The sequence below is a fragment of the Frigoribacterium sp. PhB24 genome, from assembly GCF_003755185.1.
Classification (GTDB): domain Bacteria; phylum Actinomycetota; class Actinomycetes; order Actinomycetales; family Microbacteriaceae; genus Frigoribacterium.
Genome location: NZ_RKIC01000009.1, coordinates 1 through 18,077 on the forward strand (window position 1 = coordinate 1; position 18,077 = coordinate 18,077).

Below are 18,077 nucleotides of genomic sequence, written 5' to 3' on the forward strand. Positions count from 1 at the left end.
GTCACATTCCGAACCCGGAAGCTAAGACTCTCAGCGCCGATGGTACTGCAAGGGGGACCTTGTGGGAGAGTAGGACACCGCCGGACTCCTTTTAGTGCGAGAGCACGTGCAACACCAGAAGAGCCGCCCCAGTTGGGGCGGCTTTTCTGCGTTACGGGACGATTCTCGAGTGGCCGAACCGCGCCTCCTGCGCCGGTTGCCACTTTGGTAGAGTCGTGCCTTCACAACTCGACAGCTGGCAGAGAACAACAGAGGAGCACTTCGGTGACTGATCGCGACGACGACGACCGTAAGGACGGCCCGCGCCGCCCCTCCTCGGGCTCTGGCAGCGGAGGCTCGAACCGCGGGGGCGGCAGCGGCCGTCCGTCGTTCGGGGATCGCAATCGTGGTTCGGGGGATCGTCCTGCTGGTGGGCGTCCGCCCCGCAGCGACCGGCCAGCTGACGGGCGACCTTCTCCGGGGCGTCCTGCTGGCGGTCGACCGTCGAGCGATCGTCCGAACCGTGGGGATCGACCGTCATCAGGTGACCGTCCGCAGCGGGGGGACCGTCCATCGTACGGTGACCGTCCGCAGCGCGGGGAGCGGCCCTCGTACGGTGACCGTCCTCAGCGTGCTGGTCGCCCGGGTGGCGACGATCGTCGTGGGGCAGGGCCGCGAGCCGGATCGACCGGACGTGGTGATCGTCGTGATGCATGGAAGCCTCGCGAGACTCCTGAAGACCGTGATCCGTTCGGCATCAAGTCGGTTCGTCCGGCTCAGGAGGTCGCGCACGTGCCCGACGACGTCGAGCCTCGTGATCTCGACAAGGTCGCCCGCGGCGAGTTGAAGACGCTCAGCAAAGAGAACGCGGACTGGGTCGCCAAGCACCTCGTCATGGCCGGTCGACTGATCGACGAGGACCCTGAAGAGGCCCACAAGCACGCACTGTCTGCCGGCCGTCGTGCCGGCCGCATCTCGGTCGTGCGCGAGACGATCGCCATCACCGCCTACCAGGTGGGGGACTACGCCCTCACGCTGCGCGAACTTCGGACCTATCGCCGTATCTCGGGCCGTGACGACCAACTGCCCCTGATGGTCGACAGCGAACGTGGCCTCGGTCGCCCCGAGCGGGCGCTCGAGCTCGGGCGGTCCGTCGACGTGTCGACCCTCGACGTGCCAGTGCGCGTCTCGTTGGCGATCGCCATGTCGGGTGCGCGTCTCGACCTCGGACAGCCCCAGGCCGCGCTCGGCGAGCTCGAGATCCCCCAGCTCGACCGGACGAAGGCGTTCAGCTACAGCCCGGCTCTCTTCGCGGCCTACGGGACGGTCCTCGAGGATCTCGGCCGCCCCGACGAGGGGGAGAAGTGGCTCGAACTCGCCGACCGGGCCGAGGACGCCCTCGCGGCCCTGGAGAACGGTGGCGCCGACGGGGAGACCGTCGAGATCGTCGAGGAGGACATCGACTTCGTCGATGAGCGCCCTGTCGACCTCGACGAGACCATCGAGCCGGACGCGCGGCCGGTCGAGTCCGACGACACGGTTCCGCACGCCGGGGCCGACGACCTGGCCGACCACGGGGACGCCGCCGACCGAGAGCACGACGACGAGGACAGCCACGACGATGAGACTGCCGATCCCGAGACGACCCCGCCGGGCACGGACGACGTCGACGACCAGCGTGCCTGACGCCCGTACGCCGCTGGACGGCGTCGACACCGTCCTCGCCGATCTCGACGGCGTCGTGTACCGGGGCCGTCACGCGATCGACCACGCGGTCGAGAGCTTGACGGACGTCGCCCGTACCCGTCGTGTCGGGTACATCACGAACAACGCGTCCCGGACGGCCGAGACCGTGGCCGGTCAGCTGGCCGGCTACGGTCTCGAGGCGGCGGCGGACGACGTGGTGACGTCCCCGCAGGCCGCGGTGCGCCTCCTCGTCGACGCTGTCCCGGCGGGCTCGACCGTCCTGGTCGTCGGCGGCGAGGGGTTGACGTCGGTGCTCGAGGCCGAGGGATTCGTCGTGACCCGTTCGGCCGACGACGCGCCTGCCGCGGTGGTCCAGGGCTTCAGCCCCGACGTCGGGTGGGCGCAGCTCGCCGAGGCGTCCTTCGCCTTGCACACGGGCATCCCGTGGATCGCCACGAACACGGACTGGACGATCCCGCAGGAACGTGGCGTCGCGCCCGGAAACGGCACCCTGGTCTCGGCCGTGCACACGGCGGTCGGGCGACTGCCCGTGACCGCCGGCAAACCCGAGACCCCGATCTTCACGGCCGCCGTCGAGCGATTCGGAGCGACGAAGGCCGCCTTCATCGGCGACCGGCTCGACACCGACATCGTCGGCGCGAACGCCGCCGGGCTCGTGTCGATCCTGGTGCTGACCGGCATCGACGGCGCGAAGCAGGTCCTCGCCGCGGACGCGAAGTCCCGACCGGACTTCATCGTCGGTGACCTCCGGGAGCTCGACCAGCCGTATCCCGAGACCGTCGAACACGACGAGGAGGACGTGCACGTCGTCACCGTCCGCGAGGCCAGCGTCGCGGTCCGCGGACACGTCGTGCGCGTGCTGTCGGACGGGAACGACCCCGTCGATCTGCTCCGAGCCGGCGCGAAGGCCGTGTGGGGCACCAACAAGGCGATCTACGGGCTCGACGTCGATCCGAAGCTGCACGCCGACGGCTGACGGCCTCGTCTCGACCGTCAGGGGTGGCGGCTAGTCTGGACGGCACCATGAGCGACCATCCCGACGCCGACCACCGCGGCGACACCGACCTCGACGTCGTCGGTCCGGACGACCCTCAGGAGGCGCGGCCCCCGTTCGCCGCGGGGTTGGACGAGATCGAGTCCTTGCCGTTGGCCTCGCGGGCCGAGGCGTTCGGCGAGATCCACGACGAACTCCGTGCGGTGCTCGAGGGCACGGCAGGCGACGGCGGACAGGCCGGCCGATGACGACCGCCGAGGCCGCGGGCGAGCGCCTCGACTCTGTCCTGGCCCGCCGAGGGCTCGCCCGGTCGCGGACGCACGCCGCCCGGTTGTTGTCCGACGGCCTGGTCACGGTCAACGGCGTCGGGGTCGTCAAGGCCTCCGCTCGGGTGGCCGAGACGGACGACGTCGCCGTCGCCGGGCTCGACCACTACGTCAGTCGAGCGGCTCACAAGCTCCTGGGCGCGCTCGACGCCTTCGCGGTCGACCCGACGGGTCGCACGGCCCTCGACGTCGGCGCGTCCACGGGAGGATTCACGCAGGTCCTCCTCGAGCGGGGGGCCGACCACGTCGTCGCCCTCGACGTCGGCCACGGTCAGTTGGCCAACCCCGTGCGCTTCGACCCTCGGGTCACGATCGTCGAGGGCGAGAACGCGAGGTACCTGACGGCCGAGCGGTTCGCCGAGTTGACGACCCGCGCCTCCTCGGTCTCGCTCGTCGTCGCCGACGTGTCGTTCATCTCGCTGACCATGGTGTTGCCTGCCCTCGTGGCGAGCGTAGGTGTGGACAACGACTTCGTGCTGCTGATCAAGCCGCAGTTCGAGGTGGGCCGACAAGGCGTCCGTGAGGGGCTCGTGCTCGACCCCGTGTTGCGGAACGAGGCCGTCACCGGCGTGCTGTGGGCTGCCCACGACCTGGGGCTCGGCACGGCCGGGCTCATCTCGTCCCCGATCGTCGGCGGTTCGGGCAACCGTGAGTACTGTGTGCACTTCTCGGCCTCCGCAGGGTCGAATCCGACAGAATGGCTCAGCACGGCCGACAGCTTGACGAGAGGGTGAACGACATCTCTTCGACACGACACATCCTGGTCGTCTCGCACACGGGGCGCCCCGACTCGATCGACGCCGCCCTCGAGGTCTGCGGGCTGCTGGGCGATGCCGGCGTGGTGCCGGTGCTGCCCCGCGACGAGTGGGACGACATCCGTCGGGCACAGCCCACGGCCGCCATCGACGACGTCGAGATCCTGTTCGACGGCGTGGCCTGCGACGACCTCGAGTGCGTCATCGTGCTCGGCGGTGACGGCACGATCCTGCGCGCCGCCGAACTGATCCGCGGCACCCGGGCACCCATCGTCGGCGTCAACCTCGGTCACGTGGGGTTCCTGGCCGAGAGCGAACGCGACGAGATGGCCGACACCGTCGCCCGCGTGCTCGCGGCCGACTACGAGGTCGAAGAGCGTTTCGCGCTCGACGTCAAGGTCACCAACGGTGACGAGGTCGTCTACGAGACCTGGGCCATGAACGAGGCGACGGTCGAGAAGGCCTCGCGCGAACGCATGCTCGAGGTCGTCATCGAGGTCGACGGTCGACCGCTGTCGTCGTTCGGCTGTGACGGCGTCGTCATGTCGACGCCGACCGGCTCGACGGCCTACTCGTTCTCGGCCGGCGGTCCTGTCGTGTGGCCCGCCGTGCAGGCCCTCCTGCTCGTGCCGCTCAGCGCCCACGCCCTCTTCGCCCGCCCGCTCGTCGTCGGGCCCGACTCGGTGCTCGCCGTCGAGGTGCTGAGCCGCACGGACGCGCGCGGCATCCTGTGGTGCGACGGTCGCCGCGAGCACGACCTCCCCCCGGGGGCTCGGGTCGAGTGCAGCCGCTCCGACCAGCCGGTGCGGCTCGCCCGCCTGCGGACGGGCCCGTTCACCGATCGTCTCGTGGCCAAGTTCCAGCTGCCCGTCACCGGCTGGCGCGGTCCCGCACATGTCGAGGACGTCCTCGCCGAGTCGACGACCCCGTCGTCAACGGCCGTCGAGGCACCCGAGGGAGAGCGATGATCGAAGAGATCTCGATCCGCGACCTCGGCGTGATCGGTCGTGCCACGCTGCCGCTCGGCCCCGGTTTCACGGCGGTCACGGGTGAGACCGGCGCGGGCAAGACCATGGTCGTCTCGGCGCTCGGACTGCTGCTCGGCCAGCGTGCCGAGAGCGGTGTCGTCCGGTCGGGCAGCCCCCAGGCCGTGGTCGACGGTCGCTGGTTGGTCCCGGTCGAGGGGGCCATCGTCGAGCGCGTCCGTGACGCGGGCGGCGACGTCGACGACGGTGAGCTCTTCCTCAGCCGTGTCGTCTCGGCCGAGGGACGCAGCCGCGCGGTCGTCGGGGGTCGCACGGCTCCCATCGGTGTGCTCGGCGACCTCGCCGACCATCTCGTGGTGGTGCACGGCCAGTCCGAGCAGATCCGACTCAAGTCGGCCGCGGCCCAGCGCGCCGCCGTCGACGCGCACGGCGGGGCCGCCCTGGCCGAGGCCGCCACGCACTACCGCGGCGCCTACGACGCCTGGCTGGCCGCCCGTGCCGAACTGGACGAGATCACCCGCGACCGTGATGCCCGGCGCGACGAGGCCGCGACCCTGCGGGCGGCGATCGACGAGATCGAGGGCCTCGCTCCCGTGGCGGGCGAACTCGACGAACTCGACGCCACGGCCGAGCGACTGAGCAACGCCGAAGACCTCCGGCTGGCCGCCGGTCTCGCCCACGAGGTGCTCTCGACCGACGCGGTCGACGGCACGCGCGACGTCGTGTCCCTCGTCGAAGAGGCGCGCCGGCAGATCGAACGCGTCGCGCCGCACGACCCCGCGCTCGAGCCGATCGCCGATCTGCTGGCCGAGGTCAGCGTGCAGGTCGGCGAGTCCGCCTCTCGCCTGTCGAGCTATCTCGGCACCCTCGACGCCGACGTCGCCGTCGAGCTCGAGTCGGTGCAGACCCGTCGGGCCGACCTGGCCGGGCTCGTCCGCAAGCACGGCCCCACCCTCGACGACGTCATCCGGCTGCTCGACGACGGCAGCCGGCGCCTGGTCGAGCTCGACGGAGACGACGACCGGCTCGCGCACCTCGACGACGAGGTGGCCGAGCTGCGGGCCGAGGCCGAGCGGCGGGCAGGCGTCCTCGGCGAGCTGCGCCGCGCCTCCGGGGCCGACCTCTCGACGCGGGTCAGCGCCGAGTTGAGCGCCCTGGCCATGACCGGCGCCGAGGTCGTCGTCGAGGTCACGCCCCGCGACGAACTCGGGACGAGCGGCGGCGACGTCGTGTCGCTGCTGCTGCGGCCGCATCCCGGCAGCGAACCCCGGCCGCTCGGCAAGGGAGCGTCCGGCGGCGAGCTGTCCCGGGTCATGCTGGCGCTCGAGGTCGTCATGGCCGGGTCGAGCGACGTGCCCACGTTCGTGTTCGACGAGGTCGACGCCGGCGTCGGCGGATCGGCCGCGATCGAGATCGGTCGTCGACTCGCGGCGCTCGCCGAACGAGCCCAGGTCATCGTCGTGACGCACCTCGCCCAGGTCGCGGCCTTCGCCACCAACCATCTGCGCGTCGTGAAGGACGCCTCGGGCGAGGTCACGGCGAGCAGCGTCCACCAGCTCGAGGGCGACGAGCGCGTCGCCGAGATGGCCCGTCTGCTCTCGGGGCTGCCCGACAGCTCGAGCGGTCTCGAACACGCGCGCGAGCTGCTCGAGCTCGCCTCGTCGGCTCGCCGACCGGCCACGGCCGACACACGTTCGTAACAGGCGTGGTCTGTCGCGACGGCTCAGTGTGACATAGGATGGAATCCCGTGGTGAACGTTGAGAACTCGGGTCCAGATGCCAGCACGACGAAGCACATCTTCGTCACCGGAGGCGTCGTCTCCTCCCTCGGAAAAGGCCTGACGGCCGCCAGTCTGGGCAATCTGCTCACGGCTCGCGGGCTGCGGGTCGTCATGCAGAAGCTCGATCCGTACCTGAACGTCGATCCGGGCACGATGAACCCGTTCCAGCACGGCGAGGTCTTCGTCACCGACGACGGTGCCGAGACCGACCTCGACATCGGGCACTACGAGCGGTTCCTCGACATCGACCTCGGTCAGTCGGCGAACGTCACGACCGGTCAGATCTACTCGACCGTCATCGCCAAAGAGCGTCGCGGCGAGTACCTCGGCGACACCGTGCAGGTCATCCCGCACATCACCGACGAGATCAAGCGGCGCATGCGCCAGCAGGCCGACGACGACCCGAAGCCCGACGTCATCATCACCGAGGTCGGCGGCACGGTCGGCGACATCGAGAGCCAGCCGTTCATCGAGGCCGCTCGGCAGGTGCGCCACGAGCTCGGTCGCAAGAACGTGTTCTTCGTCCACGTGTCGCTCGTGCCCTACATGGGCGCCTCGGGCGAGCAGAAGACCAAGCCGACGCAGCACAGCGTCGCCGCCCTGCGCTCGATCGGCATCCAGCCCGACGCGCTCGTGCTGCGCAGCGACCGACCGGTCAGCGAGAGCAACAAGAAGAAGATCGCCCTGATGTGCGACGTCGACGAGGACGCCGTCGTCAACGCGAAGGACGTCGCCAGCATCTACGACATCCCGGCGATGCTGAACGACCAGGGGCTCGACGCCTACATCATCGACCACCTCGGTCTCGGCGAGAAGGCCGGCGAGGTCGACTGGTCGGGGTGGCAGCCCGTGCTGACCGCCGTGCACGAGCCCAAGCACGAGGTCACGATCGGCCTGGTCGGCAAGTACATCGACCTGCCCGACGCGTACCTCTCGGTCACCGAGGCGCTCAAGGCAGGCGGATTCGCGCACCAGACCAAGGTGTCCCTGACCTGGATCCCGTCCGACGACTGCGAGACCCCCGAAGGTGCCGCGAAGGCGCTGCGCGGAGTCGACGGCATCTGCGTGCCCGGCGGCTTCGGCATCCGCGGCATCGAGGGCAAGCTCGGCGCCCTCCGCTACGCCCGCGAGAACGGCCTGCCGGCGCTCGGCCTCTGCCTGGGGCTGCAGTGCATGGTCATCGAGTACGCGCGCAACGAGGCCGGCCTGACCGGCGCCTCCTCGTCCGAGTTCGACCCCGACACCGAGTACGCGGTCGTCGCGACGATGGCCGAGCAGGTCGACATCATCGCCGACGGCGACCTGGGTGGCACGATGCGCCTCGGCCTCTACCCGGCCGCCCTCACTCCGGGCTCGCTCGCCGCCGACCTGTACGGCTCCGAGCTGGTGTCCGAGCGTCACCGCCACCGCTACGAGGTCTCGAACCAGTACCGTCAGCAGATCGCCGACGCGGGCCTGCGCTTCTCGGGCACCTCGCCCGACGGCACGCTCGTCGAGTACGTCGAGCTCGACCGTGCGGTGCACCCGTTCTACATCGGCACGCAGGCCCACCCCGAGCTGCGGTCGCGTCCGAACGACGCTCACCCACTCTTCGCCGGACTCGTCGCCGCGTCCCTCGAGCGTCACGACGCGAGCAAGCTGTTCGCCGACGAGGCCGACGAGGCCGACGGCGCCGAGGTCGTCGCGTGACCGACGCCGCAGGCGCGAGCGCGACGGACGCCGGGGCGGGCGCAGCTGCCGGCAGCGGCCCGCTCGCCGACGAGCCGGCGTCGCCGACGGTCACGAAGTCCGAAGTGGTCTTCGAAGGCGCGGTCTGGAACGTCAAGCGCGACACCGTCGACTACAACGGTTCGCCGATGGTGCGCGAGTACGTCGCGCACACCGGGGCCGTGGCCGTGCTGGCCGTCGACGACGAGCAGCGGGTGCTCGTCATCAAGCAGTACCGGCACCCGATCCGCAGCCGCGACTGGGAGCTCCCCGCGGGCCTGCTCGACGCCGAGGGCGAGAGCGAGCTCGACGCCGCGAAGCGCGAGCTCGCCGAAGAGGCCGACCTGCAGGCGACGACCTGGGACGAGCTCGTCTCGTTCCACACCACGCCCGGTGGCAACGACGAGATGGTCACGGTCTACCGCGCCACCGGTGTCAGCGCCACGGCGGGCGCGTTCGAGCGCAGCGACGAAGAAGCCGACATCGAGAAGCGCTGGGTCTCGCTCGACGAGATCGTCGAGGGCGTCCTGGCCGGCCGCCTGCACAACTCGATCCTCAGCATCGCGGCTCTCGCCGCGGTCGCGTCCCGCTGAGACGCGCGCCCGCCCAGTGGGGTGGCGTCCTGGTCGTAGCCTGACGTCGTGACGATCGAGGAGGCGCTGGACCGCTACCTGAGACACGTGTCGGTCGAACGTGGCCTCAGCCCGAACACGACCGCGGCGTACCGCCGCGACCTCGTCCTGTGGCGGGCACACCTGGCGGAGGCCGGACGGCGGACCCTCGACGAGGTCGTGCCCGCCGACGTGGCGACGTTCCCGGCGGCGCTCGCGACCCGCGTCGAGAAGCCGCTTGGCGCTTCCTCGGTGGCCCGGGTGCTGTCGTCGGTGCGCGGGTTCCACCGCTTCGCGCTCGAGGAGGGGCTGGTCGCGGTGGACGTGGCCGGCACCACCCGGCCGCCCAAGCTGCCGAGTCGCCTGCCCAAGGCCATCTCGGTGGCCCAGGTCGAGGCGTTGCTCGCCGCGACCGACGGCGACGAACCGACCCGCTTGCGCGACAAGGCGTTGCTCGAGCTGCTCTACGCGACGGGCGCCCGGGTGAGCGAGGCCGTGTCGCTGAACGTCGACGACGTGATCGAGGGCGACGTCGTGCGCTTGTTCGGCAAGGGGAACAAGCAACGCATCGTGCCGCTCGGCAGCTACGCCCGCCGCGCACTCGACGCGTACCTCGTGCGGGCCCGTCCGGTGTTCTCGCCGCGGGGAGAGCCGACGCCGGCCCTGTTCCTCGGCACGCGCGGCGCCAGGGTGTCGCGCCAGAACGCATGGCTCATCATCCAGGCGGCGGCCGAACGCGCACAGCTCGGCGTCGAGGTGTCGCCGCACACGCTGCGGCACTCGTTCGCGACGCACCTGCTCGAGGGCGGGGCCGACGTCCGGGTCGTGCAAGAGCTTCTCGGGCACTCGTCCGTGGCGACGACGCAGATCTACACGTTGGTGACGGCGGACGCGTTGCGGGACGTCTACTCGACCGCGCACCCGCGAGCGCGCTGGACGTCGTGATCGCACACCGACCCGGCGCTGACCAGGCAAAACCCTCAAGCAAGGCATGAGGCTTCCTGGTGACGGGCCGGGCGCGGCAGCCCGTCGGCGTCGGGGGTCGCCGGTACTCTCGTACCCGTGAGCACCAAGCCGACCTCGAGCACCCCCGCCCTCTTCGAGAGCGCTCCGGCGACCGTCCCCGCGAACGGCCCCACCGGGCGCCCGCGCACCGAGTTCCCGACTCCCGCGCCCCTGCCGAGCCACGGCCCGGCCCGCATCATCACCCTCTGCAACCAGAAGGGCGGCGTCGGCAAGACCACGACGACGATCAACCTCGGCGCCGCGTTCGCCGAGTACGGTCGCCGCGTGCTGGCCATCGACTTCGACCCGCAGGGTGCCCTGACGGCCGGTCTCGGCGTGCAGTCGCACGACCAGGCCACGATCTACGACCTGATGATCGGCGCCGTCAAAGACGCCCACGACGTCATCGTGCCCACCCGCGTCGAGAACCTCGACGTCATGCCGGCCAACATCGACCTCTCCGCCGCCGAGGTCCACCTCGTCAACGAGGTCGCGCGCGAGCAGATCCTGGCGCGCATCCTGCGGCAGGTCAGCGACGAGTACGACGTCGTCCTCATCGACTGCCAGCCCTCGCTGGGCCTGCTGACCGTCAACGCCCTGACCGCCGCGCACGGCGTGCTGATCCCGCTCGAGTGCGAGTTCTTCGCACTGCGCGGCGTCGCCCTGCTCGTCGAGACCATCGAGAAGGTGCGTGACCGGTTGAACCCGGCGATCACGCTCGACGGCATCCTGCCCACGATGTTCGACTCGCGCACCCTGCACAGCCGCGAGGTGCTCGAGCGCGTCGTCGAGGCGTTCGACGACCAGGTGCTCGAGACCGTCATCGGCCGCACCGTCAAGTTCCCCGACGCCTCCGTCGCCGGCACCCCGATCACCAAGTTCGCCCCCGAGCACCCGGCGGCACAGGCCTACCGCCAGCTGGCCCGAGAGCTGATCGCGCGTGGTGCCGCGGCCTGAGACGGCGACCGCCACGGTCACCGTCGCCGACGATGTCGCGGTGCGCGGGCTCGGGCCGGGTGTCGGGCGTGGTGGCGACGCCGAGGCGCCCGAGGTGTCGCCCGGCTTCGAGGTGCGGCTCGAGAACTTCAGCGGGCCGTTCGACCTGTTGCTCTCCTTGATCTCCAAGCGCGAGATGGACATCACCGAGGTCGCGCTCAGTGCCGTGACCGACGAGTTCCTATCGTTCCTCCGCCGCATCGACACGGCGGAGAACCTCGACCAGGCCAGTGAGTTCATCGTCGTCGCGGCCACGTTGCTCGACCTCAAGGTCGCGGGGTTGCTGCCGCAGGGCGAGCTCGTCGACGCCGAGGACGTCGCGCTGCTCGAGGCCCGCGACCTGCTCTTCGCCCGGCTGCTGCAGTACCGGGCCTTCAAGCAGGCCGCCGAATGGTTCGCGCAGCACGGTGCGGCCGAGGCAGCGCGGCACGCCCGCTCGGTGCGGCTCGAGCAGAAGTACCGGGTCACGACGCCCGAGCTCGTCTGGACGCTGTCGCCCGACGACTTCGCCGCCCTCGCCACCCTGGCGCTGACACCGCGCGAGATCCCCACGGTCGGCCTCGAGCACCTGCACGCGCCCCTGGTCAGCATCCGCGAGCAAGCGGCCGTCGTCGTGTCGATGCTGCGTCGCGGGGCGGTCCTGACCTTCCGAGAGCTCGTCGCCGGCATCGACGAGAAGGGTGTCGTCGTGGCGCGCTTCCTCGCTCTGCTCGAGCTGTACCGTCACGCGTCCATCTCGTTCGAGCAGGTCGAGCCGCTCGGTGAGCTCAGCGTCCGCTGGGTGGCCGAGACCTGGACCGAAGAGAACCTGGCGGCGCTGGGGGCCGACTATGAGGGCTGACACGACCCGCGCCTCCTCGTCCGCCCGAGAAATCGAGAGCGAGATCGGCATGCCGTCGTCGGCCGACCCCGTCGCCGTCGCACGCCGTCTCGAGGCGCTGCTGATGGTCGCCGACGAGCCGCAGCCGCTCGTCGACCTGGCCACCGCCGTCGGCGCACCGGTCGCCGTCGTGTGGCAGGCGATCACGACGCTCGTGGCCGATTTCGACGGTGTCGACGGCACCGTCCGGCGCGGTTTCGAGCTGCGTGAAGTCGGCGGGGGCTGGCGATTCTACGTGCGGGACGAGCACGATCCGGTCGTGCGCGATTTCGTGCTGACGCAGAACCCGACGAAACTGTCCTCAGCGGCTCTCGAGACGCTGGCGGTCATCGCCTACAAGCAACCCATCACCCGCAGCAGCATCGCCCAGATCCGGGCGGTCAACGTCGACTCGGTCGTCCGTACGCTGCTGGGTCGCGGCCTGATCACGGAGTCGTCCACCGATCCCGAGACAGGCGCCATCAACTACGAAACGACAGGCCTCCTCTTGACCCATCTCGGCATCAACTCGCTCGATGAGCTTCCGCTCATCTCGCCCCTGCTCTCGGACGGCCAGGGGGGTTTCGACGATGTCGCGTAGTCAGTTCTCCTCCGACGACTCCGAGCTGGCCTCGGGCGAGCGCCTGCAGAAGGTCATGGCGGCGGCCGGAGTCGCCTCGCGCCGCGTGAGCGAAGACATGATCGCCGCCGGTCGCGTCACGGTCAACGGCAAGGTGGTCACCGAGCCCGGCCGTCGCATCGACCCGACGAAGGACAAGATCGTCGTCGACGGCAGCGCCGTGCAGCTCGACGCCACGCGTCGCTACGTCATGCTGAACAAGCCGGTGGGCATCGTCAGCACCCTGAGCGACGAGAACGGTCGTCCCGACCTGCGTCAGTTCACCGAGCAGTACGAAGAGCGCCTCTTCAACGTCGGTCGCCTCGACGTCGAGACGAGCGGTCTGTTGGTGCTGACCAACGACGGCGAGCTCGCGCACGTGCTCGCGCACCCGTCGTTCGGCGTCACCAAGACGTACATCGCCAAGGTCAAGGGCGTCGTCACGCCCGCGGTGCTCAACGAGCTCATGACCGGCGTCGAGCTCGACGACGGCCCGATCGCGGCCGACAAGGCGACGCTGGTCGCCGGGGGCGCGGGTCTGTCGCGTTCGTCCGACTCGTCGCTGATCGAGATCACGCTGCATTCGGGTCGCAACCGCATCGTCCGTCGCATGCTCGAAGCCGTCGGCCACCCGGTCATCGACCTCGTGCGCCGCTCGTTCGGCCCGCTGCACCTCGGTACGCTCAAGGTCGGCCACATGCGGTCGCTGACCAAGGTCGAGCTCGGGGCGATCCTCACCATCTCGCGCGACGCCACGTCGGACTCGACGGTCGACGCCGCCCCGATCACCGAGAGCCCCGACGCCCCCGTCGACGAGGCCGACGTGGTCGAGCTGGCCCTCGCCGACGACGAGGTCGAGAAGGACTACTACGACGAGGACGACGACGAGTACGACCCCGCGACCGACGCCCGGGCCGAACGGCGCCGCGCCGCCGCCCGCGACCAGGCCGAGTCGACCTCGCGCCGTGCGCAGGTGCGCCGAGAGCAGGAGGCGCGGCGCGGGCAACGCGACGAGCGTCCGACCCGGGGCGGGTACCAGGGCAACCGGCACGACGGACGCTCCGGCGACGAGCGCCCGGTGCGCGGGTACCAGGGCAACAACGACGACGGCCGTGGGCGCGAGGGGCGCCCGGCTCGCACGGGCTACCACGGGAGCGACGAGCGTCCGGCTCGCGGTGGCTACCAGGGGCGCAACGACGACGACCGGGGTGGGTCGCGTGGCGGCTACCAGGGCCGGAACGACGACGGCCGGGGACGCGACGAGCGTCCGGCCCGTGGCGGCTACCAGGGTCGTGACGACCGGGGCGGTTCGCGTCCCGGCTACCAGGGCCGAGACGACCGCGGCGGTTCGCGTGGCGGCTACCAGGGTCGTGACGACCGGGGCGGTTCGCGTGCCGGCTACCAGGGGCGCAACGACGACGGGCGTGGTCGCGACGATCGCGGCGGCTTCGTGTCGCGCGACGACCGTGGCTCGCGCGGCGGGTTCGTCTCGCGCGACGACCGCGCACCGCGGGGCGGCGGCGACCGTCCGTTGACCCCGGGCGAAGAGCGAGCGGCGGGTTACCCCAACCGCGACGTCAACCGCGACCCGCGCACGGGACGTCCCTCGGGCATCCGTGCCGGCGGCAAGGCCACCAACCGCGGGTGGGTCGACCGCAGCGCGGCCGAGCGTGGCGAGGACGAACGAGGTGGTCGTGACGACCGCCGTTCCGATGGCGGCGGCTACCAGGGCGGGCGCGACTCGCGCGATGACCGCGGTGGTTCGCGTGGCGGGTACCAGGGCCGTGACGACCGTGGTGCGTCGCGTGGCGGCTATCAGGGCCGAGAGCAGCGCGACGACCGTGGAGACCGTGGCGACTCGCGCGGCGGCTACCAAGGCCGTGACGAACGGGGTGGCTCGCGCGGTGCCGGCTACCAGGGTCGCGACGATCGCACAGGACGCGACGGCTCGCGCGGCGGTGGCTACCAAGGCCGCGAGCAGCGTGACGACCGCGGCGGTTCGCGCGGCGGACCCGCCCGTGGCCCGCGTGACGACCGTGGTGGGCGTGACGACCGTGGCGGGCGTGACGACCGTGGTGGCGACCGTCCCTACCGTGGCCGACCCGACGCCGGGGGACGTGGTCCCCGAGGGGGCGGGCGGTCGTGACCGACGCGCACCGCGCCTCCTCGTCCGTCGACTCGACCACCCCTGACGCCTCGACCGCCGACACGTCGACGATCGACGCGCTGACGTCCGACGCGCTGACGTCCGACGCGCTGACGTCCGACGCGTTGGCCGCCGGCAGCCGCCGGCTCGCGGGCCAGGTGCGCATCGTCGGTTCGGGTCTGCTCGGTGCCAGCATCGGTCTGCGCCTGCGTCAGCACGGCGTCGACGTCATCCTCGACGACGTCTCGCCGGCTGCCCGCAGCCTCGCCATGGACTACGGCGCCGGGCGGCCACCGGCCGACGACGACGACCCCGTGCTCGTCGTCGTCGCCGTACCGCCCGACGTCACCAGCGACATCGTCGCCCGCGAGCTCGACGCCTGGCCCGCGGCCCTCGTGACCGACGTGGCGTCGGTCAAGGTGGCTCCGCTCGCAGAGCTGCGGGCCCGCGGAGCCGACGTGTCGCGGTACATCGGCTCACACCCGATGGCCGGCCGCGAACGCGGGGGAGCCGTCTCGGCCCGTGCCGACCTCTTCGTCGGCCGCCCCTGGGTCATCGCCGGGCACGACGACATCACGTACCGACGGGCCGCAGCCGTCGAAGACCTCGCACTCGACCTCGGGGCGACCCCGATCGAGATGACGCCGGAAGAGCACGACACCGGCGTCGCCCTCGTCAGCCACGTGCCGCAGGTCATCGCCTCGCTGATGGCGACGAGGTTGCGCGACGCTCCGGACGCCTCGCTCGGTCTCGCCGGTCAGGGCGTCCGAGACGTGACGCGCATCGCGAGCAGCGACCCGGTGCTCTGGACGCAGATCCTCGGGGCAAACGCCTCGCGGGTGGTCGCCGTCCTGCGCGAGCTCCGCGCCGACCTCGACCTGGTCGTCGACGCCCTCGAGGCCCCCGACGCCCCGGGCAGTCGTCGCACCGTCGCCGAGAGCATCGGCGCGGGCAACACCGGTGTGGCCCGCCTGCCCGGAAAGCACGGGCAACAGACCCAGTTCAGCTCGGTGATCGTCATGGTCGACGACACCCCGGGGCAGCTGGCCCGCCTGCTCACCGAGATCGGTGAGATCGGCGTCAACCTGGAAGACCTGCGGCTCGAGCATTCGCCGGGCGCGCAGGTAGGACTCGCGGAGGTATCGATCGTGCCCGAACAAGAAGACCGACTCGTGACCGAGCTCGCCGCCCGGGGCTGGACCGTCGCAGGGGCGTTCGCATGAGCGCCGGCCCGGACGTGACCGGCTCCCTCGGGTCGGCCGACGTCGACCCCGAGCGTTCACCGGGAGAGCACGGCGTCGGCGGTCCCGCCGGCGAGGCCCACGTCGAGGAGTTGCGCGCCGAGACGGCCGACGCCGTGCACCGCCACGTCGTGGTGGCCGTCGACGGACCGGCCGGGAGCGGCAAGTCCAGCGTCAGCCGCGCCTCCGCGGCCTCGCTCGGCTTCGACTACCAAGACACCGGGGCGGCCTACCGGGCCTTCGCGCTGCACACTCTGGACGGCGGAGTCGACCTCGAGGACGCGGAGGCGATCATCGCGGCCTTGCCGACGTTCCACTACGCGATCGGGATCGACCCGGCCCGCGCCTCCTCGGTGACCGTGGGTGGTCGCGACGTGACCGACGAGATCCGGACGCCGCGCGTGACGACCGCCGTCAGCCACGTGGCCAAGGTGCCCGAGGTCCGCCGGTTCATGGTCGACCTGTTCCGACGCATCATCGCGTCGACCGACAAGCCGGGCATCGTCACCGAAGGGCGCGACATCACGACCGTCGTCGCACCGGATGCCCAGGTCAGAATCCTGTTGACCGCGAGCGAAGCCGCTAGAATGGCCAGGCGTTCGGCCGAGGTGACCGGGCAGAGTGCCGAAGAGACAGCTCGGCAGCTCTCGACCCGCGACCGGCTCGACAGCAAGGTCGTCGACTTCATGACCGCCGCACCCGGCGTCTCCACCGTCGACTCCACCCAACTCGACTTCGACCAGACCGTGCAGGCCGTGGTCGAGCTCGTGCGAGCGAGCACCCCCATTTCTTAAGGAAGCCCCCATGGCAGACGACGACAAGTACCCCGAGCTCGACGAGCAGATGGTCGACCGCATCCAGACGATGCCCGACGAGGACGCCGACCAGCGGGCCAGGGCCCTGCGAGCCGGCCTGACCGACTACGACCTCGACGAGGGCGACATCGACGTCCTCGAGGGCGCCGAGTGGGACCCTGACGCGTTGACCTACGCCCCGGCCCTGCCGGTGCTGGCCATCGTCGGTCGACCGAACGTCGGCAAGAGCGCCATGGTCAACCGCATCCTCGGGAGGCGCGAGGCCGTCGTCGAGGACAAGCCCGGCGTCACGCGCGACCGCGTCTCGTACAAGGCCGAGTGGGGTGGACGCCGCTTCACCCTCGTCGACACCGGCGGGTGGGAGCCCGACGCGATCGGCATCGACCGCTCGGTGGCCATGCAGGCCGAGATCGCGGTCGACCTGGCGGACGCCGTGCTGTTCGTGGTCGACGTGAACGTCGGGGCGACCGCCACCGACGAGGCCGTCGTGCGCATGCTGCGCGCCTCGCACAAGCCGGTCATCCTCGTCGCGAACAAGAGCGACGACGCCCGCAAAGACCTCGAGGCCGCGTCGCTGTGGTCGCTGGGGCTGGGCGAGCCGTTCCCCGCGTCGGCACTGCACGGTCGCAACGTCGCCGACCTGCTCGACCTCTGCATGACCAAGCTGCCCGCGGTCTCGACCGTGGCCAAGCAAGAGATCGGCGGCCCCCGTCGCGTCGCGATCCTCGGCCGGCCGAACGTCGGCAAGAGCTCGCTGCTCAACAAGGCCGCGGGCGAAGAGCGCGTCGTCGTCAACGAGTTGGCCGGCACGACCCGCGACCCCGTCGACGAGCAGGTCGAGATCGCCGGACGCGTGTGGACCTTCGTCGACACCGCCGGCATCCGCAAGCGCGTCCACCTGCAGCAGGGCGCCGACTTCTACGCGTCGCTGCGCACCTCGGCGGCGCTCGAGAAGGCCGAGGTCGCCGTCGTCGTGATCGACGTCACCGAGCAGATCTCGACGCAGGACCTCCGCATCATCGACCTGGTGCTCGAGTCGGGGCGCGCTCTCGTCCTCGCGTTCAACAAGTGGGACCTGCTGGACGACGACCGTCGTCGCTACCTCGAGCGCGAGATCGAGCAAGACCTCGACCACGTGTCGTGGGCGCCGCGGGTCAACATCTCTGCCCGCACGGGTCGTCACCTCGAGAAGCTCGTGCCCGCCCTCGAGCTCGCCCTCGAGTCGTGGGACACCCGCATCCCGACCGGCAAGTTCAACGCCCTGCTGGCCGAGCTCGTCGCCGAGCACCCGCACCCCCTCCGGTCGGGCAAGCAGCCGCGCATCCTGTTCGGCACCCAGGCCGCGAACCGCCCGCCGACCTTCGTGCTCTTCACGACCGGATTCCTCGACCCGCAGTACCGCCGCTTCATCACGCGTCGTCTGCGCGAGATCTTCGGTTTCGAGGGCACACCGATCACCGTCAACATGCGCGTGCGCGAGAAGCGCAAACGCCCGTAGTACGCCTCCCCGTGCCCGTCCGTCGACGGGTCGGCACCGCTCGCAGGTTCGC

15 protein-coding genes, 1 rRNA gene and 1 pseudogene are annotated in these 18,077 nt (G+C 71.0%); all 17 read left to right on the forward strand.

The features are described 5' to 3' along the window. Nucleotides 1–86 (forward strand): 5S ribosomal RNA (gene rrf / locus EDF50_RS00620); the annotation flags it as partial. A 685-nt stretch (nt 87–771) separates the two neighbouring features. Further along, the gene (locus tag EDF50_RS00630) at nt 772–1,665 is read left to right on the forward strand and encodes a hypothetical protein (RefSeq protein WP_199738519.1); all 894 of its coding nucleotides are present in this window, start codon (nt 772–774) and stop codon (nt 1,663–1,665) included. Continuing rightward, nucleotides 1,658–2,662: an HAD-IIA family hydrolase gene (locus EDF50_RS00635; RefSeq protein WP_233570236.1), complete on the forward strand. Its 1,005-nt coding sequence runs from the start codon at nt 1,658–1,660 to the stop codon at nt 2,660–2,662. Before EDF50_RS00630 ends, EDF50_RS00635 begins: the two co-directional genes overlap by 8 nt. Before the next feature lie 47 nt (nt 2,663–2,709). Beyond that, nucleotides 2,710–2,928, forward strand: coding sequence for a hypothetical protein (locus EDF50_RS16370; RefSeq protein ID WP_148076725.1), 219 nt, complete (start codon nt 2,710–2,712; stop codon nt 2,926–2,928). After that, nucleotides 2,925–3,740 carry a TlyA family RNA methyltransferase gene (locus EDF50_RS00640; protein ID WP_123518339.1) on the forward strand — a complete coding sequence of 272 codons (816 nt, stop codon included), beginning with the start codon at nt 2,925–2,927 and terminating at the stop codon, nt 3,738–3,740. The genes EDF50_RS16370 and EDF50_RS00640 overlap by 4 nt, the downstream gene beginning before the upstream one ends. Nucleotides 3,741–3,745: 5 nt before the next feature. Then, a complete protein-coding gene (locus EDF50_RS00645; RefSeq protein WP_233570309.1) occupies nt 3,746–4,729 on the forward strand; it encodes an NAD kinase in 984 nt (327 codons plus the stop codon). Beyond that, a complete protein-coding gene (recN, locus tag EDF50_RS00650; protein WP_123517418.1) occupies nt 4,726–6,447 on the forward strand; it encodes a DNA repair protein RecN in 1,722 nt (573 codons plus the stop codon). Before EDF50_RS00645 ends, recN begins: the two co-directional genes overlap by 4 nt. 51 nt (nt 6,448–6,498) lie before the next feature. Continuing rightward, entirely contained in the window at nt 6,499–8,217 is a 1,719-nt protein-coding gene (locus EDF50_RS00655) for a CTP synthase (protein WP_123518340.1), read from the forward strand. After that, nucleotides 8,214–8,828 carry an NUDIX hydrolase gene (locus EDF50_RS00660; protein ID WP_123517420.1) on the forward strand — a complete coding sequence of 205 codons (615 nt, stop codon included), beginning with the start codon at nt 8,214–8,216 and terminating at the stop codon, nt 8,826–8,828. Before EDF50_RS00655 ends, EDF50_RS00660 begins: the two co-directional genes overlap by 4 nt. Before the next feature lie 48 nt (nt 8,829–8,876). Next, on the forward strand, nt 8,877–9,791 hold the full coding sequence (gene xerD, locus EDF50_RS00665) for a site-specific tyrosine recombinase XerD (protein ID WP_123517421.1): 915 nt from the start codon (nt 8,877–8,879) through the stop codon (nt 9,789–9,791). Nucleotides 9,792–9,908: 117 nt separating this feature from the next. Further along, nucleotides 9,909–10,808 (forward strand): ParA family protein, encoded by a 900-nt coding sequence (locus EDF50_RS00670; protein ID WP_123517423.1) that lies wholly within the window; start codon nt 9,909–9,911, stop codon nt 10,806–10,808. Between the two features lie 40 nt (nt 10,809–10,848). Continuing rightward, nucleotides 10,849–11,688: a ScpA family protein gene (locus EDF50_RS00675; RefSeq protein WP_370453962.1), complete on the forward strand. Its 840-nt coding sequence runs from the start codon at nt 10,849–10,851 to the stop codon at nt 11,686–11,688. 49 nt (nt 11,689–11,737) lie between these two features. Next, entirely contained in the window at nt 11,738–12,307 is a 570-nt protein-coding gene (gene scpB / locus EDF50_RS00680) for an SMC-Scp complex subunit ScpB (RefSeq protein WP_123518342.1), read from the forward strand. Beyond that, nucleotides 12,297–13,091: pseudogene (locus EDF50_RS16870) on the forward strand (pseudouridine synthase); the annotation flags it as partial. The gene scpB and the pseudogene EDF50_RS16870, both read left to right, overlap by 11 nt. Before the next feature lie 1,490 nt (nt 13,092–14,581). Continuing rightward, nucleotides 14,582–15,694 (forward strand): prephenate dehydrogenase, encoded by a 1,113-nt coding sequence (locus EDF50_RS00690; protein ID WP_123518343.1) that lies wholly within the window; start codon nt 14,582–14,584, stop codon nt 15,692–15,694. After that, nucleotides 15,691–16,506, forward strand: coding sequence for a (d)CMP kinase (cmk, locus tag EDF50_RS00695; RefSeq protein ID WP_123517425.1), 816 nt, complete (start codon nt 15,691–15,693; stop codon nt 16,504–16,506). Before EDF50_RS00690 ends, cmk begins: the two co-directional genes overlap by 4 nt. Before the next feature lie 70 nt (nt 16,507–16,576). Further along, on the forward strand, nt 16,577–18,025 hold the full coding sequence (gene der, locus EDF50_RS00700) for a ribosome biogenesis GTPase Der (protein ID WP_369813673.1): 1,449 nt from the start codon (nt 16,577–16,579) through the stop codon (nt 18,023–18,025). Nucleotides 18,026–18,077 lie beyond the last annotated feature (52 nt).